The sequence below is a fragment of the Dyella japonica genome (assembly GCF_040545895.1).
Classification (GTDB): Bacteria; Pseudomonadota; Gammaproteobacteria; order Xanthomonadales; family Rhodanobacteraceae; genus Dyella; species Dyella japonica_D.
On sequence record NZ_JBEPMU010000001.1, the window covers coordinates 788773 to 813220 of the forward strand.

23 protein-coding genes are annotated in these 24448 nt (G+C 65.4%); 9 read left to right on the top strand and 14 right to left on the bottom strand.

Annotated elements, in window-relative coordinates; genetic code table 11:
- Positions 1-62 precede the first annotated feature (62 nt).
- The 3 genes from ABIC75_RS03345 to ABIC75_RS03355 all read left to right on the top strand — a co-directional run bounded on the left by ABIC75_RS03345 (position 63) and on the right by ABIC75_RS03355 (position 4570).
- Positions 63-2579 (top strand): acyltransferase family protein, encoded by a 2517-nt coding sequence (locus tag ABIC75_RS03345; protein WP_354012431.1) that lies wholly within the window; start codon positions 63-65, stop codon positions 2577-2579.
- A 20-nt stretch (positions 2580-2599) separates the two neighbouring features.
- Complete coding sequence (locus ABIC75_RS03350; RefSeq protein ID WP_354012432.1) at positions 2600-3949, top strand: hypothetical protein; 1350 nt, start codon at positions 2600-2602, stop codon at positions 3947-3949.
- 99 nt (positions 3950-4048) lie between these two features.
- Positions 4049-4570, top strand: coding sequence for a 3-hydroxyanthranilate 3,4-dioxygenase (locus ABIC75_RS03355; RefSeq protein WP_354012433.1), 522 nt, complete (start codon positions 4049-4051; stop codon positions 4568-4570).
- A gap of 21 nt (positions 4571-4591) precedes the next feature.
- Here ABIC75_RS03355 and ABIC75_RS03360 read toward each other — a convergent pair whose 3' ends face one another.
- Complete coding sequence (locus ABIC75_RS03360; RefSeq protein ID WP_354012434.1) at positions 4592-5125, bottom strand: NUDIX hydrolase; 534 nt, start codon at positions 5123-5125, stop codon at positions 4592-4594.
- Positions 5126-5362: 237 nt separating this feature from the next.
- Here ABIC75_RS03360 and ABIC75_RS03365 point away from each other — a divergent pair, with 237 nt between their 5' ends.
- Both ABIC75_RS03365 and ABIC75_RS03370 read left to right on the top strand, forming a co-directional pair.
- On the top strand, positions 5363-6856 hold the full coding sequence (locus tag ABIC75_RS03365) for an APC family permease (RefSeq protein WP_354012435.1): 1494 nt from the start codon (positions 5363-5365) through the stop codon (positions 6854-6856).
- A gap of 65 nt (positions 6857-6921) precedes the next feature.
- Positions 6922-8364, top strand: coding sequence for an amino acid permease (locus ABIC75_RS03370; protein WP_354012436.1), 1443 nt, complete (start codon positions 6922-6924; stop codon positions 8362-8364).
- A gap of 470 nt (positions 8365-8834) precedes the next feature.
- On the opposite strand, the gene ABIC75_RS03375 is transcribed toward ABIC75_RS03370, so the two are convergent.
- Positions 8835-9167, bottom strand: a complete 333-nt coding sequence (locus tag ABIC75_RS03375) for a high-potential iron-sulfur protein (RefSeq protein ID WP_354012437.1) — start codon at positions 9165-9167, stop codon at positions 8835-8837.
- A 161-nt stretch (positions 9168-9328) separates the two neighbouring features.
- Here ABIC75_RS03375 and ABIC75_RS03380 point away from each other — a divergent pair, with 161 nt between their 5' ends.
- From ABIC75_RS03380 to ABIC75_RS03395, 4 genes are all read left to right on the top strand, one after another.
- The gene (locus ABIC75_RS03380) at positions 9329-9976 is read left to right on the top strand and encodes a methylthioribulose 1-phosphate dehydratase (protein WP_354012438.1); all 648 of its coding nucleotides are present in this window, start codon (positions 9329-9331) and stop codon (positions 9974-9976) included.
- Positions 9973-10539: a 1,2-dihydroxy-3-keto-5-methylthiopentene dioxygenase gene (locus ABIC75_RS03385; protein ID WP_354012439.1), complete on the top strand. Its 567-nt coding sequence runs from the start codon at positions 9973-9975 to the stop codon at positions 10537-10539. The genes ABIC75_RS03380 and ABIC75_RS03385 overlap by 4 nt, the downstream gene beginning before the upstream one ends.
- A 121-nt stretch (positions 10540-10660) precedes the next feature.
- Entirely contained in the window at positions 10661-11347 is a 687-nt protein-coding gene (gene mtnC, locus ABIC75_RS03390) for an acireductone synthase (RefSeq protein ID WP_354012440.1), read from the top strand.
- A gap of 18 nt (positions 11348-11365) precedes the next feature.
- The gene (locus ABIC75_RS03395) at positions 11366-12394 is read left to right on the top strand and encodes a C13 family peptidase (RefSeq protein WP_354012441.1); all 1029 of its coding nucleotides are present in this window, start codon (positions 11366-11368) and stop codon (positions 12392-12394) included.
- 9 nt (positions 12395-12403) lie between these two features.
- On the opposite strand, the gene ABIC75_RS03400 is transcribed toward ABIC75_RS03395, so the two are convergent.
- The 12 genes from ABIC75_RS03400 to hisD form a co-directional block, all read right to left on the bottom strand.
- On the bottom strand, positions 12404-13522 hold the full coding sequence (locus ABIC75_RS03400) for a sulfate/molybdate ABC transporter ATP-binding protein (RefSeq protein WP_354012442.1): 1119 nt from the start codon (positions 13520-13522) through the stop codon (positions 12404-12406).
- Between the two features lie 9 nt (positions 13523-13531).
- Complete coding sequence (gene cysW / locus ABIC75_RS03405; RefSeq protein WP_354012443.1) at positions 13532-14563, bottom strand: sulfate ABC transporter permease subunit CysW; 1032 nt, start codon at positions 14561-14563, stop codon at positions 13532-13534.
- Positions 14560-15384 (bottom strand): sulfate ABC transporter permease subunit CysT, encoded by an 825-nt coding sequence (gene cysT / locus ABIC75_RS03410; protein ID WP_436407867.1) that lies wholly within the window; start codon positions 15382-15384, stop codon positions 14560-14562. The genes cysW and cysT overlap by 4 nt, the downstream gene beginning before the upstream one ends.
- 4 nt (positions 15385-15388) lie before the next feature.
- Complete coding sequence (locus tag ABIC75_RS03415; RefSeq protein ID WP_354012445.1) at positions 15389-16390, bottom strand: sulfate ABC transporter substrate-binding protein; 1002 nt, start codon at positions 16388-16390, stop codon at positions 15389-15391.
- Positions 16391-16516: 126 nt separating this feature from the next.
- Positions 16517-17914: an FAD/NAD(P)-binding protein gene (locus ABIC75_RS03420; RefSeq protein WP_354012446.1), complete on the bottom strand. Its 1398-nt coding sequence runs from the start codon at positions 17912-17914 to the stop codon at positions 16517-16519.
- Positions 17915-18214: 300 nt separating this feature from the next.
- Positions 18215-18844 (bottom strand): bifunctional phosphoribosyl-AMP cyclohydrolase/phosphoribosyl-ATP diphosphatase HisIE, encoded by a 630-nt coding sequence (hisIE, locus tag ABIC75_RS03425; protein WP_354012447.1) that lies wholly within the window; start codon positions 18842-18844, stop codon positions 18215-18217.
- Positions 18845-18871: 27 nt separating this feature from the next.
- Positions 18872-19642: an imidazole glycerol phosphate synthase subunit HisF gene (gene hisF, locus ABIC75_RS03430; protein ID WP_354012448.1), complete on the bottom strand. Its 771-nt coding sequence runs from the start codon at positions 19640-19642 to the stop codon at positions 18872-18874.
- Positions 19636-20364, bottom strand: a complete 729-nt coding sequence (hisA, locus tag ABIC75_RS03435; protein WP_354012449.1) for a 1-(5-phosphoribosyl)-5-[(5-phosphoribosylamino)methylideneamino]imidazole-4-carboxamide isomerase — start codon at positions 20362-20364, stop codon at positions 19636-19638. Before hisA ends, hisF begins: the two co-directional genes overlap by 7 nt.
- Positions 20361-20951, bottom strand: coding sequence for an imidazole glycerol phosphate synthase subunit HisH (gene hisH, locus ABIC75_RS03440; RefSeq protein WP_354012450.1), 591 nt, complete (start codon positions 20949-20951; stop codon positions 20361-20363). Before hisH ends, hisA begins: the two co-directional genes overlap by 4 nt.
- Positions 20951-22015: a bifunctional histidinol-phosphatase/imidazoleglycerol-phosphate dehydratase HisB gene (gene hisB / locus ABIC75_RS03445; RefSeq protein ID WP_354012451.1), complete on the bottom strand. Its 1065-nt coding sequence runs from the start codon at positions 22013-22015 to the stop codon at positions 20951-20953. Before hisB ends, hisH begins: the two co-directional genes overlap by 1 nt.
- Positions 22012-23118 (bottom strand): histidinol-phosphate transaminase, encoded by a 1107-nt coding sequence (hisC, locus tag ABIC75_RS03450; RefSeq protein ID WP_354012452.1) that lies wholly within the window; start codon positions 23116-23118, stop codon positions 22012-22014. Before hisC ends, hisB begins: the two co-directional genes overlap by 4 nt.
- Entirely contained in the window at positions 23115-24422 is a 1308-nt protein-coding gene (gene hisD, locus ABIC75_RS03455; RefSeq protein WP_354012453.1) for a histidinol dehydrogenase, read from the bottom strand. Before hisD ends, hisC begins: the two co-directional genes overlap by 4 nt.
- Between the last annotated feature and the right edge of the window lie 26 nt (positions 24423-24448).

The following is a 24448-nucleotide window of genomic DNA, read 5'->3' on the forward strand; positions in this document are numbered from 1 at the left end:
CAACCAAGAGCGGCAACATGCTACTCGCAGACTATCCACAGGACGTGGAATCTCCCTCCGACATGGCTGTCGCTGTCACGGATGAACCTCCACCTTCCCCACTACCTGTACGCCTGTCGGGACTCGATGGCCTGCGCGCCATCGCCGTCACGGCCGTCGTGCTGTTCCATGCCGATTTCTATTGGGTACGCGGTGGGTACCTCGGCGTCGACCTGTTCTTCGTCATTTCGGGCTTCCTGATCACGGGATTGCTCGCTCGCGATTGGGACAGCACCGCGCGGGTCGACTTGCGCGACTTCTACTGGCGACGCGCCAAGCGCCTGCTGCCGGCGTCCTGGCTGATGATGGCGGTGGTCGTCATCGCCGCCGCCTGGGTGGCCAGCGATGCCTTGCCTCATCTGCGCCGCGATGTTGTCGCCTCGCTCCTTTACGTGACGAACTGGGAGCTGTTGCACTCCAACACCTCCTACTTCGAGTCCACCGGCCGGCCGCCGCTGCTGCAACACCTGTGGTCACTCGCCATCGAAGAGCAGTTCTATCTCTTGTGGGCACCGCTCGCCGCACTCTTGCTGCCGCGCCTCGGGCGTCGCGCGCTCGGTGTCGTCGCCATCGTGATCGGCGCGGCGTCGGTGGTATGGATGGCGGTGCTGGCGCACACCATGGGTTATCCCGGGCAAGGCGACCCTTCGCGTCTCTATTTCGGTACCGACACCCACGGCTTTGCCCTGCTGTTCGGCGCGGCGCTGGGCCTGTTGTGGCAGCCGGCACAGCGCATGCAACCGCTTCGACTCGCACGCCGCGGCGTGGGCGTGATGTTCGGCGTCATGGCGCTGGCCGGCATGGTGACGCTGTTCACCGCGATGGGTGAAGACACGCCCACGCTCTATCCCTGGGGTTTCCTGCTGGCTGCCGCGGCGAGCAGCCTGTTGATCGTGACCGCCACTCATCCGGGATTGCCGCTGGGTCGCTGGCTCGACGTGCGGCCATTGCGATGGATCGGCGAGCGCTCCTACGGCATCTATGTGTGGCACTGGCCGGTGTTCATGCTGGCGCGCCCGGGCATTGATCTGCGTGCACTGGATGGCACTGCCGTGCTGGCATTGCGCATCGCGCTGACGCTCCTGCTGGCGGCGCTGTCCTATCGCTACGTGGAAATGCCGATACGCCACGGCGCGATCGAGCGCATCCTCCGCGATGCACGCGCCGCCTCTCGTCGTCGCCATGCGTGGTGGCGAGGGTTGGCGATGGCGTGCACGGTCGTGCTGGCTTTCGGTGCGGTGGGCGCGATCCTCTGGCAGGCGCCGGCAACGGCGAGTCCGGCGCAAGACGTACGCGAAGCGTTGAGCGTCGATACGCCGGCGGCCGCGAACGCGTTGCCGGAAGTCACCGAACCGGTTGCAGCGCTCAGGGTCGATGACAAGCTCACACCCATTCCTGCGGCGTCGGTCGAAGACCACGCCGACCCGGTGACGCCAACGGATGCGCCGCCACCGTCCGACGAACCTGGCATGGAAAGTTTTACGGGCAATGACGTTACTGCCGTCGGCGACTCGGTGCTGCTCGGTTCGAGCCGCCTGCTGAAGGCCACGCTGCCGGGCGTGGACGTGCATGCCACCATGGGCTGGCAAGCGGCCGACGTGATCCGCCAGCTCAAGGCGCTCAAGAGCGCGGACATGTTGCGCTCGGTGGTGCTCATTCACCTCGGCACCAACGGCTACGTCACCGAAGACCAGTTGCGCGACATCCTTTCCATGCTGGCCGATTGCAAACGCGTGGTGCTGGTGAACACCCACGTGCCGCGTCGCTGGATGGAGGCAAACAATGCGCTCATCGATCGCGTCGCACCGGATTTCCCGAACGTGGTGGTCGTGCGCTGGAGCGATGCATCAGATGACCAGCCCGACTATTTCGTTTCCGACGGCGTGCACCTGACGACCATCGGGCAGCGCGTCTTCATCACCGGCATCATGCGCACCGGGCATCTGGTGCGCGACAACGAAGCGACGCAGACGGCGTCCGCCAATGAGGATTCGTCCAGCACCGCGACGGCAGCAGGCGACCTTTCCAGCACCTTGGTGCTCGCGCCGCAGCCCACCGCCAGCGACGCCTATTGGCGAAAACTGGCGCAGTGCGAGACCGACGCCAACTGGCGCAATGCGGGTCGGCATTCGGGTGGCCTGGGCATATCCATCGAAGACTGGAAAACCTGGGGCGGTGTCGAGTACGCGCCCACGCCAGCGGAAGCCACGCCTGCGCAGCAGATCGACGTGGCCAATCGCATCGCCACCGAGGGCTGGACCAATGCGCAAGGCGTTACCGTCAAACCGGCCGGCTTCGCCCGCTGGCGCTGCGTGGTGGCGCTCGGACGCCCACACTCGACCTCACCCAATATCTACACGCAGAAAAGTGTGATCGCCCAGACGTTTCACCTCGGTGAGCGCGGCGACGTGGTGCGCGATCTGCAGCTTATCCTTGGCGAAACGCCCGATGGCATCTACAGCAAGAAACTGCGCAAGAAGCATCTTGCCTACCTGAAGCAAAATGGCCTGGCGGAAGAACTGGCAGGATCGGATCCTTGAATGAACGGAGAACACGGCGCATGGCACCTGTTTCGCGCTTACTGATCATCAGTGCCTGGTGCGCTGGACTTCTCGCCCTCTCGTTGCCTCATTCCGCGCAGGCGCAGGACGCCAGGCTGGCGAGCCCGGTGGACGATCTCGTGTGTCCGCACGCAGCGCCTGCACCCAAGGCAGTCACCACGCATCCGGCCGCGAGCGTGTCCATGGCCGGCAACCAGATGCCCAGCGACGCGGAACTGGGCCCGCTGGTGCGCACCACTGTGCGCGAGCAGCCTGCGCTCGATCCGCAAGCCATCGCCGGATTCGCGATTGGCAACGGCACGCCACGGCGCATGGCGTTCTGGGGCGACAGCCATATCGCTGGCGGCCCGTTCATGCCTACGCTGATCAGCGTGCTGCGCGACAAGGGCCTGAGCGTCGCCCCGCGTTTCCTGCCGCCGACGATGGGACGAGCGAACGTCAACCTGCCTGGACTGCGTGCGTATTGCATCGGCTCGGACTGGAACACCGATATCGCCTACACCTCGCCCAACCCCATCGACATCGGTCCGGCGTTGGTCAATCGCGTGGCCGTTGCGGGGCCGGAAAGCTATCTATGGCTGGACCTGCGCGACGCATCGCGCCAGCCCGACGTGCAGCAAGTGCAGGTGGTGTACAACGCACCCAGTGGCGCCACCATTGACTACGCCATCGACAATGGCGCCTTGCATAGCGCATCGCTGACATCCGGCGGCACCAGCCAGACGCTGACCGTGCGCAGCGATCGCCCCATCTCCACGCTCAAGCTGCGCGTGTCGCAAGGCAAGCTGGTGCTCTACGGCTTCGTGCTCGATCCGGTACAGCCGCCCGCCGTCACCTTCGACGTGTTCGGCCTGCCCTCGGCCACCGTGAAGGGCTGGGCCAATGCCAATCCCCAGCTCATCGCGCAGGCGCTGCATGGCGTGAGCTACGACGGCGTGGTGTTGGAGTACGGTACCAACGAAGGCGCCGATCCGGATTTCGACAGGGACAAGTACGCCGCCCTGCTAAGCAAGGCGCTCACCAATATGCGCACGGTGTTCCCTTCCGCCTCATGCGTGCTCGTGGGGCCGCCCGATCGCGGCGTGCTTCGCCAGGGCAAGGGCGCGCCGCTGCCGCTGCTCGCCTACAGCCGCGTGCACCAGCAGATCGAGAACACGCAGCGCGAGGTCGGCAGCCGCTTCGGCTGCGTCGCGTGGAGCTGGCAGGGGCTGATGGGCGGCCAGGGCGGCAGTTACGGCTGGGCGCACGCGCAGCCGAGCCTGATGGGCCGCGACCTGATCCATCTCAGCCCCGACGGCTACCGTCGCACGGGCCGCGCGCTGGCCAAAAGTTTGGGCTGGACGCCGTAATCTCCTGCGCGGGCGCATGGCGATCGCTGGATCGCCTGCGCCCGCGTGCTTACACTGGTCCGTGCCGCTCCCGGCATCCCCTTCATCACGGAACGTGTCATGGCCCTCACGCCGCCCATCGACCTGCAGCGCTGGATCGACGAGCACCGGCATCTGCTCAAGCCGCCCGTGGGCAACAAGTGCATCGTCGATGGCGACTTCATCGTGATGATCGTCGGCGGCCCGAACTCGCGCACCGACTATCACTACGACGAAGGCCCAGAGTTCTTCTACCAGATCGAAGGCGAGATGGTGCTGAAGGTGCAGGACGAAGGCGCGGCGCGCGACATTCCCATTCGCGCCGGCCAGATGTTCTACCTGCCGCCCTGCGTGCCGCATTCGCCGCAACGCATGCCCGACTCCATCGGGCTGGTGATCGAACGGCGCCGGCTTGCCGGCGAAAAAGATGGGCTGATGTGGTACTGCGAACGCTGCAACCACAAGCTGTACGAGGAGTACTTCACCCTCGACAGCATCGAGCGCGATTTTCCACCGGTGTTCGAACGCTTCTACCGCTCGATCGACGCGCGCACCTGCGTCGAATGCGGGCACTTGAATCCTGCGCCCGCCAAGTACGCCTGAATCATTGCGCGGTGGGCCGCATCAGGCGCGCTGCAACCACTTGAAGGCCATCCGGCGAAGCGAGACATCACTGGCTGGATCGTCGGCGATCTCGCGAATGGAACGCCATGCGAGCGCCAGCGATTCCTCGTTGATCTCGAATGCCTCGTTCGCCCCCGCGCGCACCACATAGCGCACGTCGTAGTGCCAGTGTTCCGGCTCATGGCCGCGCGCGGGAATGCGATGGCGATCCAGGTCGAAGGGTTCGGGATCGACGCTCAGGCCGGTCAGACCGGATTCTTCTTCCGCCTCGCGCAAGGCGACGCGCGACAGTTCGTCATCGCCGTCCGCATGACCGCCCAACTGCAGCCAGCGTTGCAGCTTCCGATGATGCGTCAGCAACACGCGTTCGCCGTCGGCACTCACCAGCCAGGCGGACCCGGTGAAATGCCCTTCCAGGGCGTCGCGAAAGAAAACCCGCGGGCCTTGCGCCAGGAACACCTCGAAATGCGCGGCGTCGTTCTCGTGAGGCCATTGCTGGCGGTATTGCTGAAACTGGGCGAGCAAGGCGCTCATCGGCGATCCGTGACAGTCGAAAACAGGCCGCGCGGGGCACGCGGCGGGGCCGCATTATTCCAGACGCCGCCGAGACTGGCACGGCCCGGGGGCCGCCCGCAGTGCAGCTTGTCCCCTCCCGGCCCGCTGGGCTATGGTTCCGTGTCGTCGCAGGGGAAGCGACGTAAAAGCCATGGCGAAAGTCACGGTAGCGCGCTTTTTCATAAGAAACGAAAAATCCGGCGGTAGGGGAGAAACATGCTGAAAAACCTGTTCGCGACGCACCCGATTCAGGCGTCGCCACACGTCGACGCGGGTGAACTGCCGCACGACAGCCTCCAGGGCGAAGCCAGCCTCAAGCGCGTACTCACCGCGCGCCACCTGGTGATGCTGGGCATCGGCGCGGTGATCGGCGCCGGTATCTTCGTCATCACCGGCCAGGCTGCCGCCGAACACGCCGGCCCCGCACTGATCATCAGCTTCATCGTCGCCGGCATCGCCTGCGCCTTCGCCGGCCTGTGCTACGCCGAGTTCGCCGCGATGATTCCGGTGTCGGGCAGCGCCTACGCCTACTCCTACGCCACGCTGGGCGAGATCGTCGCCTGGTTCATCGGCTGGAACCTCGTTCTGGAATACCTGTTCGCCGTGGCCACGGTCGCGGCGGGCTGGTCCGGCTACTTCAACGAGTGCCTCTCCATCCTCGGCCATTGGACCGGGATTTCGATGGCCCTGCCCGACTACCTGTCGAGCGCGCCGCTTAAGTTCACCGACACGCACCAGATCGTGACCACCGGTGCGCTGATCAACCTGCCGGCCGTGCTCATCGTGAGCGGACTCACCTGGCTGTGCTACGTGGGCATCACGCAGTCGACCTTCGTCAATTCGCTCATCGTGACGATCAAGGTGCTGGTGATCGCGCTGTTCCTGATCTTCGCGTTCCGCTACATCGATCCGGCCAACTGGCATCCGTTCATTCCGAAGGAAGAGGCCCCGGGCCGCTTCGGCACCAGCGGCATCTTCCGCGCCGCGGTGCTGGTGTTCTTCTCGTACGTCGGCTTCGACGCCGTCTCCACGGCGGCCGGCGAAGCGAAGAACCCGCAGCGCGACATGCCGATCGGCATCCTCGGTTCGCTCGCCATCTGCACCGTGCTGTACATCGCCATGGCGTTGACGCTGACCGGCATTGCGCCGTACCGCATGCTGGGCACGCCGGAGCCCGTGGCCACCGCACTGAGCATCCATCCGGAACTGAACTGGCTGAAGGCCATCGTGTCGTTCGGCGCGCTGGCGGGTCTTTCGTCGGTGATCCTGGTGATGTTGCTGGGCACCTCGCGCATCTTCTTCAGCATGGCGAAGGACGGCCTGCTGCCCAAGGGCATGTCGAGCGTCCACGCCAAGCACCGCACGCCGCACGTGGCCACCATCATCGCCGGCGTGGCCGCGCTGGTGATCGCCGGCCTGTTCCCGGTGAGCATCCTTGGCGAGCTGGTGTCCATGGGCACGCTGCTGGCCTTTACCACCGTGTGCATCGGCGTGCTGATCCTGCGCTACACCCGCCCTGACCTGCCGCGCTCGTTCCGCGTACCGGGCATCTGGGTGGTGAGCGTTCTGGGTTCGGTGATCTGCCTGTATCTGTTCTGGCAGTCGTTCCGCGCCAACTGGCCGCTCATGCTGGGCTGGACCACCATCGGCATGCTGATCTATTTCCTCTATGGGTATTCCCATAGCAAACTGCGCAAGCAAAACTCCTGATCCGACACGAAGGGCCGGCTGCACGCCGGCCCTCTCGTTTTGACCCCGTGGCACCAGGCCGTCGCATGCTCAAACAGCTCTTCGCACGTAAAACCGATTTCTCCGACGCCGACGACGCGTCGCATGGCCCTACCCTGCGCCGCACGCTCGGCCCCTGGGGCATCACCGCGCTGGGCATCGGTGCGGTCATCGGCACCGGCATCTTCGTGGTCACCGGACAGGCTGCGGCCGAACACGCCGGTCCGGCGGTACTGATCTCTTTCATGCTCGCGGCAGTCTGCAGCGGCTTCACGGCGCTGTGCTACGCCGAGTTCGCCACCCTGATCCCCGTCTCGGGCAGCTCTTATTCTTATGCGTACGCCACGCTGGGCGAGTTGCTGGCGTGGTTCATCGGCTGGAACATGGTGCTGGAATACGGCATCTCCGCCTCCGCCGTGGCGGCCAGCTGGACAGGTTATTTCACCAGCATGCTCGACCAGGTGGGCATCCATCTGCCCACGTCGCTGACCGAAGCGCCGCTCGCCTTCACCGACGGACACCTGGTCACCACCGGGCACCTGATGAACCTGCCGGCCGTGGCCATCGTGCTCGCGCTCACATGGCTGTGCTACGTCGGCATTCGCGAATCGGCCGGCCTCAACGTGCTGATGGTGGCGCTCAAGGTGGGCCTGATCATCGTGGTGGTGGTGGCCGGTTATCGCTACATCGATCCGGCCAACTGGCACCCGTTCATTCCCGCCAACGAGGGGCCGGGCAAGTACGGCTGGTCCGGCATCATGCGCGGCGCGGCGATGGTGTTCTTCGCCTATATCGGCTTCGAGGCCACCTCCACCGCGGCGCAGGAATGCAAGAACCCGCAGCGCGACTTGCCGTTCGGCACGCTGGTGTCGCTGGTGATCTGCACCATCCTTTATCTGGCCATGGCGGCCGTGCTCACTGGCCTGATCTCTTACACCGAACTGGGCACCAGCGAGCCGGTGGTCACGGCGATCAAGAATCATCCGGAGCTGGGCTGGCTGCGCTGGGTGGTGGAGATCGGCGCGATGATCGGCCTGTCGTCGGTGATCCTGGTGATGATCATCGCGCAGCCGCGCATCTTCATGATCATGTCGCGCGACGGCCTGCTGCCGCCGGTGTTCAATCGCATCCATCCCAAGCACCGCACACCGCACATCAACACGGTGATCACCGGCATCGGCATCGCCGTGCTCGCGGCGGTGTTTCCGCTGGATCTGCTCGCCGACCTCACGTCGATGGGTACGCTGATCGCCTTCGTCGCGGTGTGCGCGGGCGTGCTGATTCTTCGCTACACCTCGCCGGAACTGCACCGCGGCTTCCGCGTGCCGTGGGCCTGGGTAATCTGCCCCGCCGGCGTGCTCAGCTGCCTGGCCCTGCTGGGCGCCATGGCCTGGTTCAATTGGCTGTTGATGATCATATGGACCGTCATCGGCCTGGCCATCTACTTCGGCTACGGCATCCGCCACAGCCGTCTTCACACCCGTTCCTGAAGGGCCAAACGGCTTTGGCGGCGATCTGCCGCCAACGTCGCCGAAAATGCGGAAAGGCACACCACACGCCTGGGGAAGGAATCCTCCTCCCTTGGCGATCATTCGTGAGGCCTGGTCTTTAATAATTAAGCAAGTGATTGTTTTTAAACGCTTTAACGAGACTTTTTCAAGAAAATTTTGAGGCCCGCGGGCCCCAAAATGCCCCGCCCGGAGTATCATCTGTGCTCCGTGGGTTGATCACTTGGCAGTGGGCCCCGGATTGCCGCCCGGCGCGTCAGGCGGGTCAGCTCCTCGGCCTGACGCGTCTGGGCAGCATCTTCTCTCTCACCGAGTTCTTCGGTTCGAGTTTCTCTCCGTGTGTACGCAAACGTTCGACGCATCACGCGTGATCGCGTGCGTGACGATGACGTCATGGAAAAAAGAAAAGCCGGCATCGATGCCGGCTTTTCATCACGCGATGCGCGCAGCGATCAGGCCTTCTTCGGCGCGTGCGACACGCACCAGCCCTTCGCATTCACCGCCTTGCCGGGGAACAACTGGCACGGGCCGTAACCCGTCGGCGCACCGGAATAGAATTGGCAGTTGGAACACACGTCGCCGGCCTTGCGCTTCGCATCGGTCGACTTGTTGGCATCTTCCACGTAACCGAGCGCCTTGGCGGTCGGATCGGAATCAGCCAGGTGCGGCAAATCGGCAGCGCGCGACACGCGCGGCAGCGTGCCGATCACGGCGGCAGCGACAGCCGTCCCGGCTGCGGCCTTGAGAAAACGGCGACGCGATTCAATATCTTTTTCTTGCGACATAGGTCCAACCTCCGTCTGGAACATTCATATTCGCCGCACCCGCGACGAACCTCCGGGAATGCTACTCGGCCCAGCGATAAGTCGTGAGAATGGATCGCATTTTCGGCATATGCCTGAAACCGGCGTGGTATAGTGTCAACTCATTTGGACGTCCATACATCATGAGCCAGGTTCTTCCCGACACCATTTCGCCCGCGCTGTTCGCCGAGCGTTCCGACGCCATCGCCGACGCCGCGCGCGAGCTCGCCGCCGCCGGGTGGACGCCCGCCACCAGCAGCAATTTCTCCATGCGCGTGGATGGCGATCACGCCGCGATCACCATCTCCGGCCGCGACAAGGGCAAGCTCGGTCGCGACGACATCATGCTGATCGACATGAACGGCAAGGCCGTGGGCACCAGTGCGCGCCCCAGCGCCGAAACGGATCTGCACACGCAGGTCTACCGCCGATTCCCCGAGATCAACGTGGTGCTGCACACGCACTCGCGCACGCAGAGCGTGGCCTCGCGCCTGTTCGCCACCGAAGGCGTGGTGAAGCTGGAGGGCTGGGAACTGCAGAAGGCCATCGCCGGGCAGACCACGCACGATGCCGAACTCGCCATCCCGGTGTTCCCGAACACGCAGCACATGCCGGAACTGGTCGCGCAGGTCGAAGCGTGGCTGGACAGCGGCCGTCCGCTGCACGCCTATCTCATCAACGGTCACGGCATCTACACCTGGGGCCGCGACATGGCCGAGACGCGCCGCCATCTGGAGGCGTTGGAGTTCCTGCTCGGCTGCGAACTCGATCTGAGGAGACTCTCCGCATGAGCCGCCTGCGCATTTTCAGCGACACCCAACCCCAGACACCGCTCTCGGTGCACCACGACCACGCCGACATCTCGCACGAGCTGTCGAAGATCGGCGTTCGCTTCGAGCAGTGGGAGGCGAACCAGCCGATCGCGCCTGGCGCGAGCCAGGACGAGGTGATCGCCGCCTACCGCAGCGACATCGATCGCCTCATGTCCGAACAGGGCTACCAGGCCGTCGACGTGATCAGCCTCAAGCCCGACCATCCGGATCGCGCCACGCTGCGCCAGAAATTCCTCAGCGAACACACGCACAGCGAGGACGAGGTGCGCTTCTTCGTTGCCGGTGCAGGCCAGTTCACCCTGCACGTGGACGGCAAGGTCTACGACGTGCTGTGCGAACAGGGCGACCTGATCGGCGTGCCCGACGGCACCCGCCACTGGTTCGACATGAGCGAGGCGCCCTACTTCGTGGCCATTCGCCTGTTCACCAACAAGGAAGGCTGGGTGGCGCAGTTCACCGGCGAGGACATCGCCCAGCAGTTTCCCCGCATGACGCCGCACGAGTCCGCCGCGGTCGCCTGAGTCCGGCGCGCCGGTCGCCTACGGCCGGACGGGTGAACAGGATCATGAACCGGAAGGCCGCCCCTCGCCCGGGGGAGCGGCGCCCGGTAAGCTTGTGGCCCCTGCAACCCGGCTTTTCCGCATGACCGTCATCCGCGCCATCGTCACCGATATCGAGGGCACCACCAGCTCGATCAGCTTCGTCAAGGACGTGCTTTTTCCGTACGCCTACAAGCGGCTGCCCGCCTTCATCGAAACGCACGGCGACACGCCCGAAGTGCAGCACTGGCTGCACGAAGCGGCCAAGGAAGAAGGCATCGTCGAGGCACCGCGCCAGGACGTGATCGAACTGCTGCTGCGCTGGATCCGGGAAGACCGCAAGTCCACCGCGCTCAAGGCGCTGCAGGGCATGATCTGGCAGGAAGGCTACGAAGGCGGCGACTACCAGGCGCACGTCTATCCGGAAGTATCCGCGGCGCTGCATGCATGGCGCGCCGACGGCCTGCACCTGTACGTGTATTCCTCCGGCTCGGTGCCGGCGCAGAAGTTGTTCTTCCGCTACAGCGACGCGGGCGATCTCACGCCCATGTTCTCCGGCTATTTCGATACGGAAACCGGCCCCAAGCGCGAGCGTCGTTCCTACGAGCTCATTGCCGAGGCCATCGGCGAACAGCCGGCACACATCCTGTTCCTCTCGGACATCGTCGAAGAACTCGATGCTGCCCGCGAGGCCGGATTGCGCACGGGCTGGCTGTTGCGCGAGCCGCTGGACGTTCCCGACGCGCCGCGCCACCCGGCGTATCGCACGTTCGACGACATCGTTCTCTGACCTTCTCGGGTTCCCGCCATGCGTACAGCCCTGATCGCCCTGCTCGCCTTCGCAGCCGGCGTATTGCTCATGGTGGCGGTATCCCGCCATGCGCCGGCTCCGCTTGCCGTCGAGCCGAGTCACCCGGTCGCGGCCGCCGACACGGCGCCGGCACCGGCGAGCACGGCCACCACCGACGAAGACGACGCCACCAGCGATAACTGGCCGCAGCAAGCGCCCTCGCCCGAACAGGTGATGTATTCGCAGCGCGGCATGGTGCAGAAGGCGCTGGCCGAACTGGGGCCGCGTACGGCCGGACGTCCCAACCTGTACGTCGTTGCGTTCGGCGCCGATGGCGGCGAAGACGTGTTCCGCAACGAGGCCGAATACGCCGCGAAGATGTTCCCACAGCGCTTCGGCAGCGACACGCACGTGATGGTGCTGGAAAACAATCCGGGCTCACTGGAACGCCATCCGCTGGCCTCGTGGACCAATCTGGAAAGCACGCTCGACGGCCTCGCCAACGTGATGAAGCCGGACGAGGACATCCTGCTGCTCTACCTCACCACGCACGGCGACGAAGACCACAACCTGCTGGTGGACATGGACCCGCTGCCGCTGGACCAGATCGGCGCCACCGATCTCTCCGACATCCTTGGCAAGCGCCCCTTCAAGTGGAAGGTGGTGGTGGTCAACGCGTGTTATTCCGGCGGTTTCGTTCCGTCGCTGCAAGGCGCGGGCACCCTGGTCATCACGGCAGCGAGGTCGGATCGCAGCTCGTTCGGCTGCGGCACGGATTCGGACATCACCTACTTCGGCCGCGCCTGGCTGGTCGATGGACTCAACCGCACGCCGGACTTCATGGAAGCCTTCCGCCAGGCGTCCGCTGAAATCGCCCAGTGGGAAGCGAAGGACAAGCTGACGCCGTCGGAGCCGCAGATGAACGTCGGCGCCGGCATCGCTGCGCAGCTCGCCCAGTGGCGCAAACACGTTACGCCCGGTCCGGCAGTGGCGTTCAAGCCGGCATCGCCCGCCGCCGTGCTGGATCGCCCGACCGGCTCACGCTGAGGCGCGGACTCACGCCGGCACCGGGCTGCGTGCCTGCCAGATCCAGCGTTCCGCGCTGAGCGGCCGGCCATCGCGATCCAGCGGAAACAGCACGGCGCCACGCGGCGCCACGCGCAGCTCCATGCCTGCCTGCAAGCCCAGCCGCGACAGGTCTTCGCTGGCCACGTCGGATTCCAGCGACAGGTCGAGCGAGGCGACATGCAGATCCAGGTGCGCCACGCTGCCGGCGAGGTAGATATGGCGCAAGCGTGCTTCCCACCCCGGCTGCGAGGCCGGCGCGGCGAGGCGCAACTGCTCCGGCCGCACATAGACGATCGCCTCGGTGAAGCGGCCTTGCCAGGGATCGGTCTGCGGCATCCAACCGCCGGCCGCAAAGCCATGGTGGGCGAGCTTCACGTTGAACCGGTTGACCTTGCCGATGAACTCGCACACGAACGGTGTCGCCGGTTGCTGGTAAATAACCTCGGGCGTGCCGACCTGCTCGATGCGCCCGTTGTTCATCACAGCCACGCGATCGGCCAGTTCGAGCGCCTCTTCCTGATCGTGCGTGACGAACACCGTGGTCAACTCCAGCTCCTCGTGCAGCTCGCGCAACCAGCGGCGCAGCGTGACGCGCACCTGCGCATCGAGTGCACCGAACGGCTCGTCCAGCAGCAGCATCTCCGGCTCCACCGCGAGCGCACGGGCCAGCGCGACGCGCTGGCGCTGACCACCCGAGAGCTGCGCCGGAAAGCGCGCGCCCATGCCTTCCAACTGCACGCGGCGCAAGAGACGATCCACGCGCGCACGAATCTCGCCGCGCGACGGACGCAACCTCCACGGCCGCACGCGCAGGCCAAACGCAATGTTCTCGATCACGGTGAGGTGACGAAACAGCGCGTAGTGCTGGAACACCATGCCGATGCGCCGCTCGCGCGCCGGCTGCGCAAGAAAGTTCTCACCGTCGTTGAGCACGCTGCCGCTGTCGGGATAGTCCAGCCCCGCGAGTATGCGCAGCAGCGTCGTCTTGCCCGAGCCGGACGGCCCGAGCAAGGCGAGGAACTCGCCCGGCGCGATGCTCAGGCTCACATCGTCCAGTGCCTGGAAGCCGGCGAAGCGACGATGGAGTCGGGACAGTTCAAGCGTCATGCCGCACCCTCAATGACCACCCGGCGCATGCGCGGCGATCTCGTCGCCATAGCGCCATTCCAGCAAGGACTTCACCGCCAGCGTCACCAGCGCCAGCAGCGCGAGCAACGACGCCACCGCGAAGGCGCCGACGTATTCGTATTCGTTGTAGCGCATTTCCACTTCCAGCGGCATGGTGGTGGTCAGCCCGCGGATATGCCCGGACACCACGGAAACCGCGCCGAACTCGCCCATCGCTCGCGCATTGCACAGCAGCACGCCATACAGCAGCGCCCAGCGAATGTTGGGTAGCGTCACGCGGAAGAACATCTGCCAGCCGCTGGCGCCGAGTACGCGGGCGGCTTCCTCCTCCTCGCTGCCCTGCGCCTGCATCAGCGGAATCAGTTCGCGGGCGACGAACGGCAGCGTCACGAAGATGGTGGCCAGCACCAGCGCGGGCACGGCGAAAATGATCTTGATGCCGTGACTGTCCAGCCACGGCCCGAACCAGCCCTGCGCGCCAAACAGCAGCACATACACCAGGCCCGATACCACCGGCGACACCGAGAACGGCAGGTCGATGATGGCGCCAAGCAGCGCCTTGCCGCGAAACTGGAAGCGCGTCATCGCCCAGGCTGCGGCGATACCGAACAGCACGTTCAATGGCACGGCAAGTACGGCGACCAGCAAGGTGAGCTTGATGGCCGACAGCGCTTCGGGCTGCTTGATGGAATCAAGATAGGGGGCCACGCCTTGGCGAAAGGCTTCCACGAAAACCGCGATTAGCGGCAAGAGCAGAAACAAGGCCAGAAAGAACAGTGCCACCAAGATCAACGCAACACGCACCAGGCGACGTCGCCAACTCACCGACCGCCGCGAGTCATCGCGACTCAAGACGTTGAGTACCACCGTAAGGGCGGCCAAGAACAAGGCCAAATGACGAATGGTTGTCGACGACATTACGATGGAGAGTGCCAGCACCAGCAAAGTCACCGAAATCGACGCGATCAACCCAGCGCGACGCGACAACAGGAATGACCGTGATGGCGAAGAACGGCTCATGCCGAGCGCTCCTGCCATCGATGGCTCCAGCGCTGCAGGAACGCCACCAGCACCAGCAACACGAACGATATCGAGAGCATCGCCACGCCCAATGCCGCCGCACCCGCGTAATCGAACTGTTCCAGCTTCTGCACGATGAGCAGCGGCGCAATTTCCGAACGCATGGGGATATTGCCTGCGATGAAAATCACCGAGCCGTATTCGCCCACCGCGCGTGCAAGCGCCAGCGCAAAACCGGTGAGCAGCGTCGGCGCCAGCATGGGAAGGATCACGCGGAAAAAGGTTTGCCAGCGTTGCGCGCCCAGGCTCTCGGCCGCTTCTTCCACATCCTGTTCCAGCGACGACAGCACCGGCTGCAAGGTGCGCACGACGAACGGGAAACCCACGAACACCATCGCCACGAACACGCCCAGTGGCGTATACGCCACCTTGATGCCCATGGGTTCCAGCCACTGCCCCAGCCAACCGTTCGGCGCATACAGCGTGGTGAGCGCAATGCCAGCCACGGCCGTGGGCAAGGCGAACGGAAGATCCACCAACGCATCGAACAGGCGACGTCCGGGAAAGCGATAGCGCACCAGCACCCAACCCACCAGCAGGCCGATCACCACATTGACCAGCGCCGCCACCACGGCGCCGCCGACGCTCAAGCGCAACGCCGCCAGCGTGCGCGGAGCCGACAGCAGCCGTATCAACCCTTCGAAGCCGATGCCGGACGCTTTCCACGCGAGTGCTGCCAATGGCAGCAATACGATCAGGCCGAGGTAGGCCAGCGCGACACCGAGGCTGAGTCCAAATCCCGGTAGCACGCGCCTGCGCATGGCGTCAGCTTCCCGCGCCCAGTTGGTCGAACACACCGCCATCGTTGAAGAACTTCGCCTGGGCCTTGCGCCAGTCGCCGAACAATTCGTCGAGCGTGAAGGTGCGCACGGCAGGGAACTGGCTGGCGTAACGCGCCGCTACGTCCGGCGCACGCGGACGGTAGAAGTTCTTCGCGGCGATATCCTGTCCCTGTGGCGAATAGAGGAATTCCACATACGCCTGCGCGACGGCGCGCGTGCCGTGCTTGTCGACATTGCTGTCCACCACGGCCACCGGCGGCTCGGCCACGATGGTGATGGAAGGCACCACGATCTCGAATCCGTTGTTGCCCAGCTGGCGCTGCGCGAGCAAGGCTTCGTTCTCCCAGGCGATCAGCACATCACCGATGCCCCGCTGCACAAAGGTGTTGGTGGCACCGCGCGCACCGGTATCGAGCACGGGCACGTGCTTGAAGAGTTCCTTCACGTACGCGGTGGCGGTGGCATCGCTGCCGCCAGGTTGCTTGAGTGCATAGCCCCAGGCCGCCAGGAAATTCCAGCGCGCGCCGCCGGAGGATTTCGGGTTGGGCGTCACCACCTGCACGCCCGGTCGCACCAGGTCGGCCCAGTCCTTGATGCCCTTGGGATTGCCCTTGCGCACCAGGAACACGATGGTCGAGGTGTACGGCGTGGCGTTGTTCGGCAACTTCTTCTGCCAGTCCTTCGCCAGCAGGCCGTGATCGGCGATGGCGTCGATATCGTAGGCAAGCGCCAGCGTCACCACGTCGGCGGACAAACCATCCACCACCGAGCGCGCCTGCTTGCCCGAACCGCCGTGCGACATCTGGATGGTGACGCTGTCGCCGTGCTGCGCCTTCCATTGCGCGGTGAATGTGGTGTTGATCTGCCGGTACAGCTCGCGCGTCGGGTCGTAGGAGACGTTGAGCAGCGAGACATCCTTGGCGCCCACGGCGGCCGCCAGCAGCACGCTGGCGGCGGCAAGCAGTACGAGGATGGACTTCTTCATGAGGCCTCCTGCGGAACGATGAAACGGCAGACTAGCGTTGGCCGGCGGACAGGCGAAATCGCAATATGGCATAACCTCAGGTCGCGGCCTTGCGCAGCATCAGCACGCAGCGGGCCCATTTGCGCTTCAGGGCAACTCGCTTGCGCTCTCGCGGGCCACCGACGAGGCCTGCGACAAATGGACGGCCAGACGGTGCGCCGCCGCGCGGATCTCCGGCATGGCCGTGCATTCCCACAGGTTGCCGCGCAACAGCGAGCCGATGGCATATAGCCCGTGCTGCACCCGGCCGTCGGCATGTGTGAGCTGTCCGTCCGGCTGCGCCAGCACGCCCAATTGCAGCGGATCGGCGGTGGCCAGGCCATCGCGCAACAACTGCGACAAAAGGTCGTGCGCGCCGTAGGCCACGGCCGTATCCAGGCCGGTTGCCTGGATCACCAGATCGGCTTCGAGCGCACTGACCAACTGGGTGGCGCGCTCGCGCAGCGTCACCTGCAGCGGCGCCGAACCGTCGACGTCAAGCACGCGCGCCGCCAGCACCTGCAGGCGTCCTTCTTCGTGCAGCTGATAGATCGCCTCGCCCGTGGCCGGTGCCATGCGATGACGCGCCGCCTCCCACACCCAACGCGCATGGCGCAGGAACTGCCGGCGACGCGCATGCGTCAGTCGCTGCCAAAGCGTGGCGTTGATGGGACGCATGCCATCGATGATGCTGCGCCAATCCGTATCGCCAGCGTCGTCCAGCGCGCGCCGCACCAGGCGGAACATGGCGGCGGGGCAATCGCTGGCCAACAACGCCTGATTGAGCGCCTCCTGCCGCGCATACGGCGCCAATGGCAACGCCGCATGATTGAACGGCAACAACCCATGGCGCGATACGGCGATCAACTCCGCGTGCGGCCACTTCGCCGCGGCCGACAACAAGGTGTCCACGGCCGTCAGACCCGTGCCAATCACCACGACGCGGCGCGGCGCCTGCGGATGCCGGTCCAGCCGCCATGGATCGAGTTCGTACGCGCCGCTTGCCAAGGCCGTGGTGGACACCGTGCGCAACGGTCGCTGCGCCAGCGCACCCACCGCCAGCACCACGTGCCCTACTTCCAGCCAGCGGTCGGCACCCACGCGAACGGCATAGCCATCCTTGCCGCGCGAGACGATTTCGCGCGCGCTTTCCGGATGAATGCGAAAACTGCGCCCGGCGCGGCGCGCGGTGTCGATGCGCGCGCCCACCTGCGCCTGGATGAAATCGCCGAACAGTCGCCGCGGCAGGAAATCCGTGCCCTTCACCTGGCCCAGCTGGCGCGACGCGTGCTGCAGGAAGTCCTCGGCGTGCTCCTGGAATACGCCCATGGCGGCGGCGCGCACGTTCAACAGATGCTGGTCGTCGCTGGTGGCGTAGGCCACGCCACGTCCTGGTGCATGCTGTCCCACGATCCAATGCACCGTGCCGCCGTCGAACCGCGCGAGCAGTTCACCGAACGCAGCAGCACCCGCCGCTCCACCACCGATCACCGCCACATCAGCCATAACGCGATCCTCGAATGGGACACGAAGCCCTTGCGATCTGCCAATGGCAGGTCACGGCGCGTTGTGTCCCCTTGAAAGAAACCCCAGGTGAAAACTGCCTTCACATCCGACGGCAGCCGTACGACTCGGTTGGCTCAGCGCCCGTCCTTCGGGCGTGTACCGCTTGCGTGTCTTTGCGTGTCACCGTTCGGCATGGTGTTTCCCCGGCATGTCGGCCCGTCTGGCAAACAAGAAATCACAGGCGCCGTTAAGGCCGCGCTAGCCGTCCGTGCACTTGTGGCGCGGCTCATTCCCGGGAGGTTATGACGGACGGCTCACCGCATGCCGCTTGGCCAGCACGGCGGCCACGTCGGAAAGCCCCAGGCCGCGTGCGCGTAATGCCACCGTGAGGTGATAGACGAGATCGGCGGCTTCGCCCAACAGCGCTTCGTCGTCCTGCGCCACGGCCGCCAGCGCTGTTTCCACGCCTTCTTCGCCCACCTTCTGTGCCATGCGGCGTATGCCGCCTTCGAACAGGCTGGTGGTGTAGCTGCCGGCCGGTCGTTCGGCATGCCGCTGTGCAATCAGCGCATCGAGTTCCGCGAGGAAACCGAGGGGCGTCTGCACCTCGTTGCCGAAACAACTGCTGGTGCCCCGGTGACAGGTCGGGCCATGCGGTTCGGCCTGCACCAGCAAGGTGTCCGCATCGCAATCCATGCGCACGGACTTCAGCGCCAGCACATGCCCCGACGTTTCTCCCTTCATCCACAGGCGCTGCTTGCTGCGGCTGAAGAAGGTGACGTGCCCGCTATTTTGCGTGGCGGCCAGCGCCTCGGCATTCATGTAGCCCAGCATCAAGACCTCGCCCGTGAGCCAGTGCTGGACGATGACCGGCAGCAGGCCATCGCCCTTGGACCAGTCGAGTCGGGAGGAATCGAGTGTGGAGTTCATCGTAGATACCAACCGCATTGCCGATGTTTAGATTCTTACCGCCACGCCCCACGCACTCAGCGATTGCTTGAGCGCGGGAATGGCGATGGCGCCGGAGTGGAAGACGCTGGCTGCCAGTGCGCCATCGACGTCGGCCGCCACGAAGGCATCACGAAAATGTTCCGCCGCGCCCGCGCCGCCGGAGGCAATCAAGGGCACGTGGCAGAGGCTGCGCACGACGCTCAGTTGTTCCAGGTCGTAGCCCTGTCGCACGCCATCGCTACCCATGCAATTGAGCACGATCTCGCCGGCGCCACGCTGCTGCGCTTCCACGATCCAGTCCAGCGTGCGCCGGGGCAGCGCCTGCGTGCGCGACGGATCGCCGGTGTATTGGCGCACGCGCCATTCGCCGTCGGCATCGCGCAGGCTATCCACGCCCACCACCACGCACTGCACGCCGAACGCCGCTGCCAGTTCATCGATCAGCTCGGGGCGCTCGAGTGCGGGAGAATTTACCGAGATCTTGTCCGCGCCGGCATGCAGCACGGCGCGTGCCTCTTCCACGCTGCGGATGCCACCCGCCACGCAAAACGGAATATCAATGACGCTGGCCACACGCTCCACCCAGCCGCGATCCACGCTGCGCCCTTCCGGGCTGGCGGTGATGTCGTAGAACACGAGTTCGTCCGCGCCTTCGTCGCGATAGCGCAGCGCGAGATCCACGATTTCGCCCATCACCACGTGATCGCGAAAACGCACACCCTTCACCACCTTGCCGTCGCGCACGTCCAGGCAGGGAATCAGGCGGCGGCTCAACATGCGAGGGCTTCCTTCACCGTGAAACGGCCTTCGAGCAAGGCGCGACCGAGGATCACGCCCTGCGCGCCCGCGTCGCGCGCGGCCCGGATATCGTCGAGCGAACGCACGCCGCCCGATGCCTGCACCGCCATCGACGGCACGAGCGTGGCGAGGTAGCGGTAAAGATCGAGATTGAAACCGCCTAGCATGCCGTCGCGATCGATATCCGTGCACAGCAGGTGTTTGGCGCCGCATTCGGCATACCACGGCGCCAGATCGTCCAGCGTGGCCGATTCCGCCTCCGTCCAGCCCGCGCTGGGCAAGGTCCACGCGCCATCGCGATACAGCGTGTCCAGGGCCAGCGTGAAACGCTGCGCGCCGCGCGAAGCGAGCCAGCCTTCCACCATCACCGGATCGCGTATGGCCAAACTGCCCAGCACCACGCGCGAGACGCCGGCATCGAGCAATCGCTGCACGTCCGCCTCGGAGCGCACGCCGCCGCCGGCCTGGATGCGCATGCCGTCGCTGGCAATCGCTTCGATCACCGCGAGATTCTCCAGGCTGCCGCCGCGCGCACCATCGAGATCGACCAGGTGCAACCATTCGGCACCGGCCTGCGCGTAATCGCGGGCAAGCGAGCGAGGATCGACATCGTAAGTCGTCTGTTGCGCATAGTCGCCCTGCTTGAGGCGCACGACGCGACCGGCGCGCAGGTCGATGGCGGGAATGACAGTGAAACTCATAGTTCGAGGAAATTCTTCAGCAGGCGGGCGCCGACCTTGGCCGAGCGCTCGGGGTGAAACTGCATGCCGTGGAAGTTGCCGCGTGCGATGACCGCGGCGAACGGTCCGCCAAAATCCGTGGTGGCCAGGGTGTGATCGCCCACGGGTACTGCGTAGCTGTGCACGAAATACGCCCAGTCACCATCCGACAACCCATCCAGCAGGCGATGGTCGCGCTGGCGCTGAAGACGGTTCCAACCCATGTGCGGCACGCGCAGCTCCGGCTGCTCGACAAAGCGATGCACCGTGGCAGGAATCACGCCGAGACAGGTCGTGTCGCCTTCTTCCGAACGCTCGCACAACAGCTGCATGCCCAGGCACACGCCGAGCACCGGCTGCGTCAACGAGCGCATGAGCTCCACCAGGCCAAGTTCGTGCAGGCGCGCCATGCCCGGACCGGCCGCGCCCACGCCGGGCAGGATCACCTTGTCCGCCGCGCGAATCGCCTCGGCATCGGAGGTGAGCGACGCATCGACACCCAGGCGCTGCAGCGCATAGCGCACCGAGCCGATGTTGGTGCCACCGGCGTCGACCAATACGACGCTCATCAGAGCGCCCCCTTGGTGCTCGGCAGCTCGCTGCCTTCGCGCCGGATCGCCTGGCGCAACGTGCGTGCCACCACCTTGAAACACGCCTCCACCATGTGGTGCGCATTCTCGCCATGCACGCTCAGGTGCAGGTTGGCGCCCAGCGTCTCGCACAACGAACGGAAGAAATGCGGAACCAGTTCGGTGGGCACATCGCCCACGCGTTCACGCGGGAACTGCCCCTCGAAGACGAAGTACGGGCGACCGGAAAGGTCCAGCGCCGCGCTCGCCTGCGATTCGTCCATCGGCAACACGAAACCGTATCGGCCGATGCCGCGTTTGTCGCCCAGCGCCTGCCGCAGCGCCTGGCCCAAGGCCAGCGCGCAATCTTCGATGGTGTGGTGTTCGTCGATCTGCGTGTCGCCATCGCAGCGCAGCGCCAGCGCGAAACCGCCGTGCTTGCCGATCTGCTCCAGCATATGGTCGAAGAAACCCAGCCCCGTGTGTACCTGCGGCTCGGCGGACTTGTCGAGATTCACGCTCACGGTGATGCGCGTTTCGCGCGTGTTGCGCTCCACCGTGGCCATGCGAGGCCCGTCGAGCAGTTGATGGGCAATCTCGTCCCAACCGAGCCCGTGCGGACCCACGCGGAAGCCGCGCACGCCCATGTTGGCGGCGAACTGCAGATCGGTCTCGCGATCGCCCACCATGGCCGATGCCGCACGACTCCAGCCATCGTCCGCCAGGTAGTGACGCATCATGCCGATGCCCGGCTTGCGCGTGTCCTTGCGCTCATGCAGGAAGCTGCGGTCGATCAGCACCTCGCCGATCCTGATGCCTTGCGAGGCCAGGATGCGCATCAGCAACTCATGCGGGCCGATGAAGTCCGTCTCGGGAAAACTGCCCGTGCCGAGGCCATCCTGGTTGGTGACCATCACCAGCTCGTAGCCCGCGGCCACGCAGCGCTGCAACGCCGCGATGACGCCCGGCAGCAGCGCGAACTTCTCGTAGCTGTCGATCTGGAAATCTTCCGGTTCCTCGATCAGGCAGCCATCGCGGTCGATGAAGAGAATCTTGCGGCTCATGAGGGCTGTCCTGCGACCGCACCATCGGCCAGCGCGCAGCTGTCCTGCGTCCGGTTCTGCAATACATCGAGCACGCGTTCGTTCTCCTCCGGCAGGCCGACGGTGATGCGCAACGCGTCGCCAAGTTGCGGATAGCGCTGGATGTCGCGCACCACGATGCCGGCACCCAGCAGGCGTCGATAGACGGCGCTCGCATCATCAAAGCGCACGGCAAGAAAGTTGGCCTGCGAGGGAAGCACCTCGCGCACGCCCGGCACGTCTGCCAATGCGCGAGCCATGCGGCCACGCTGCTCGCGCACGATGGCAATGTGGCCGCGCGCCGCGGCCTGCCCACTCTCTGACAACGCTTCCAGCGCCAAGGCCACGCAGGGGCGCGGCAATGGATACGGCGCCATGATGCGTCGAAGCAAGGCGATCACCTCTTCATTCGCGAGCAACGTCCCGATGCGCGCACCTGCCAGCGCCCAGGCCTTGGAAAGCGTGCGAAGCACGGCGAGGTTGTCGAACTGTGTCAACACGGATGTCGCACTCGGCGCGTCGGAAAACTCGATATATGCTTCGTCGACCACCAGCAGCGCGCGATCGACCAGCGCCTGCGCAAGACGCGTCACCTCGCGCAAAGGCACCAGCTGCCCGGTGGGATTGTTCGGCGTGCACACGAACACCAGCTTCACCGCAGGCGTGATGGCCGCGAGCACGGCGTCCACGTCCAGCGTGAAATCCGCCGCCAGCGGCACGGTGACGACAACGGCATTCTGGATATGCGCACTCACCGCATACATGCCGAACGTGGGCGGCTGGATGGCGATGGCGTCCTCGCCGGCGCGGCAGAATGCGCGCACCAGAAGGTCAATGGCTTCGTCGCTGCCGCGCCCAACCAAGACCTGCGATGCCCTTACGCCATACAGACGCGCCAGGGCGTCGATGAGCGGCGCGGGCTGCGGATCGGGATAGCGGTTGCACGCCAGATCGTGATCGCCCGGCGGCGCCCATGCCGACTCGTTGGCGTTGAGCAACACGCGACCGCCGCTCGCTTCCATCCGCGCCGACGAATACGGCTGCAGCGCGCGAATATCGGGACGCGCGAGATCGAGCACGCTCATGCCGCATCCTCCAACGCCGCCAGACGCAGCGTCACGGCGCGGCGATGCGCCTCCAGTTGTTCGGCCGCGGCGAGCGTGGCCGTGCACGGGCCGATGGTGCGCAGACCTTCCGGCGACAGCTCCTGCACGGTGATCTGCTTCTGGAAGCTGGCCACGGAGACGCCGCTGTAACTGCGTGCGTAACCGTAGGTAGGCAACACGTGGTTGCTGCCGCTGCAGTAGTCGCCCACGGATTCGGGCGTCCATGCGCCGAGAAACACGGAACCGGCACTCTGGATGGCGTCGAGCAACGAGCGCGGCTCGTCGACCTGCAGAATCAGATGTTCCGGCGCGTAACGGTTGCTGACGTCCACCGCCTGCGCCAGCGACGCCACGGCGATGAGGCGGCTCTGCGACAGCGCCTTCTCGGCAATCCCCGCACGCGGCAACGCAGCGCACTGAGCGCTCACTTCGGCCTCGACGGCGTCGAGCATGGAAGACGACGGGCTGAGCAGGATCACCTGCGAATCCGGGCCGTGTTCCGCCTGCGACAGCAGATCGGCCGCCACGAAGGCCGGGTTGGCGTTTTCATCGGCAATCACCAGCACTTCGGAGGGGCCCGCCGGCATGTCGATGGCAGCACCCTCCGGATCGGACGACACCTGCAGCTTCGCCTCGGTCACCCACGAATTGCCGGGGCCAAACAACTTGTCGCACTTGGGCACCGATTCCGTGCCATAGGCCATGGCGGCAATTGCCTGCGCGCCGCCCAGCTTGAACACGCGATGCACGCCGGTGATGCGCGCCGCATACAACACGGCATCGTCGCAGCGGCCATCGGGACGAGCCGGCGAGCACAGCACCACTTCAGCGCAGCCGGCGATGCGGGCGGGCACACCGAGCATCAGCGCAGTGGAAGGCAACGGTGCGCTACCGGCCGGCACATACAGGCCCACGCGATGAACCGGGCGAAGCATGCGTTCCACCCGTACGCCACGGGCGGTGTCCAGCGTCACCGGCTGCGGTGCGGCAGCGCGATGGAAGGCGTCGATGCGCGAGGCGGCCTCTTCGATGGCTGCCTTCAGCTCGGGCGCGAGCCGCAGTTCTGCCTCGCGCCATTCCTTCTCGCTGACTTCGATGGCATGCAGTGCGCAGCGATCGAACGTGGCGGTGAGTTCGCGCAGGGCCACGTCGCCATCGGCGCGCACGCGCGCCACGATCTGCTCGACGCCGCTGCGCAGGCTTTCGGCGCGCGATTGCGCCGGACGCGACAACGCGGCGCGCTGCCCCTGTGTATCCAATGCGTTCCAGTCTAGGCGGTTCATACGCTGTACTCGTTCATTCGGCCTGC

Bases quoted from the DNA above. Each gene is read 5' to 3' on its own strand.
- ABIC75_RS03375 (WP_354012437.1), bottom strand. From the start codon at position 9,167: ATGTCGCAAGAAAAAGATATTGAATCGCGTCGCCGTTTTCTCAAGGCC.
- ABIC75_RS03370 (WP_354012436.1), top strand. From the start codon at position 6,922: ATGCTCAAACAGCTCTTCGCACGTAAAACCGATTTCTCCGACGCCGAC.
- hisA (WP_354012449.1), bottom strand. From the start codon at position 20,364: ATGAGTTTCACTGTCATTCCCGCCATCGACCTGCGCGCCGGTCGCGTC.
- hisB (WP_354012451.1), bottom strand. From the start codon at position 22,015: ATGAGCCGCAAGATTCTCTTCATCGACCGCGATGGCTGCCTGATCGAG.
- hisD (WP_354012453.1), bottom strand. From the start codon at position 24,422: ATGAACCGCCTAGACTGGAACGCATTGGATACACAGGGGCAGCGCGCC.
- hisIE (WP_354012447.1), bottom strand. From the start codon at position 18,844: ATGAACTCCACACTCGATTCCTCCCGACTCGACTGGTCCAAGGGCGAT.
- hisC (WP_354012452.1), bottom strand. From the start codon at position 23,118: ATGAGCGTGCTCGATCTCGCGCGTCCCGATATTCGCGCGCTGCAGCCG.
- mtnC (WP_354012440.1), top strand. From the start codon at position 10,661: ATGACCGTCATCCGCGCCATCGTCACCGATATCGAGGGCACCACCAGC.
- ABIC75_RS03350 (WP_354012432.1), top strand. From the start codon at position 2,600: ATGGCACCTGTTTCGCGCTTACTGATCATCAGTGCCTGGTGCGCTGGA.
- ABIC75_RS03365 (WP_354012435.1), top strand. From the start codon at position 5,363: ATGCTGAAAAACCTGTTCGCGACGCACCCGATTCAGGCGTCGCCACAC.
- ABIC75_RS03400 (WP_354012442.1), bottom strand. From the start codon at position 13,522: ATGACGCTTGAACTGTCCCGACTCCATCGTCGCTTCGCCGGCTTCCAG.
- cysW (WP_354012443.1), bottom strand. From the start codon at position 14,563: ATGAGCCGTTCTTCGCCATCACGGTCATTCCTGTTGTCGCGTCGCGCT.
- ABIC75_RS03380 (WP_354012438.1), top strand. From the start codon at position 9,329: ATGAGCCAGGTTCTTCCCGACACCATTTCGCCCGCGCTGTTCGCCGAG.
- ABIC75_RS03385 (WP_354012439.1), top strand. From the start codon at position 9,973: ATGAGCCGCCTGCGCATTTTCAGCGACACCCAACCCCAGACACCGCTC.
- hisF (WP_354012448.1), bottom strand. From the start codon at position 19,642: ATGTTGAGCCGCCGCCTGATTCCCTGCCTGGACGTGCGCGACGGCAAG.
- hisH (WP_354012450.1), bottom strand. From the start codon at position 20,951: ATGAGCGTCGTATTGGTCGACGCCGGTGGCACCAACATCGGCTCGGTG.
- ABIC75_RS03345 (WP_354012431.1), top strand. From the start codon at position 63: ATGGCTGTCGCTGTCACGGATGAACCTCCACCTTCCCCACTACCTGTA.
- ABIC75_RS03415 (WP_354012445.1), bottom strand. From the start codon at position 16,390: ATGAAGAAGTCCATCCTCGTACTGCTTGCCGCCGCCAGCGTGCTGCTG.
- ABIC75_RS03355 (WP_354012433.1), top strand. From the start codon at position 4,049: ATGGCCCTCACGCCGCCCATCGACCTGCAGCGCTGGATCGACGAGCAC.
- ABIC75_RS03395 (WP_354012441.1), top strand. From the start codon at position 11,366: ATGCGTACAGCCCTGATCGCCCTGCTCGCCTTCGCAGCCGGCGTATTG.
- ABIC75_RS03360 (WP_354012434.1), bottom strand. From the start codon at position 5,125: ATGAGCGCCTTGCTCGCCCAGTTTCAGCAATACCGCCAGCAATGGCCT.
- ABIC75_RS03420 (WP_354012446.1), bottom strand. From the start codon at position 17,914: ATGGCTGATGTGGCGGTGATCGGTGGTGGAGCGGCGGGTGCTGCTGCG.
- cysT (WP_436407867.1), bottom strand. From the start codon at position 15,384: ATGCGCAGGCGCGTGCTACCGGGATTTGGACTCAGCCTCGGTGTCGCG.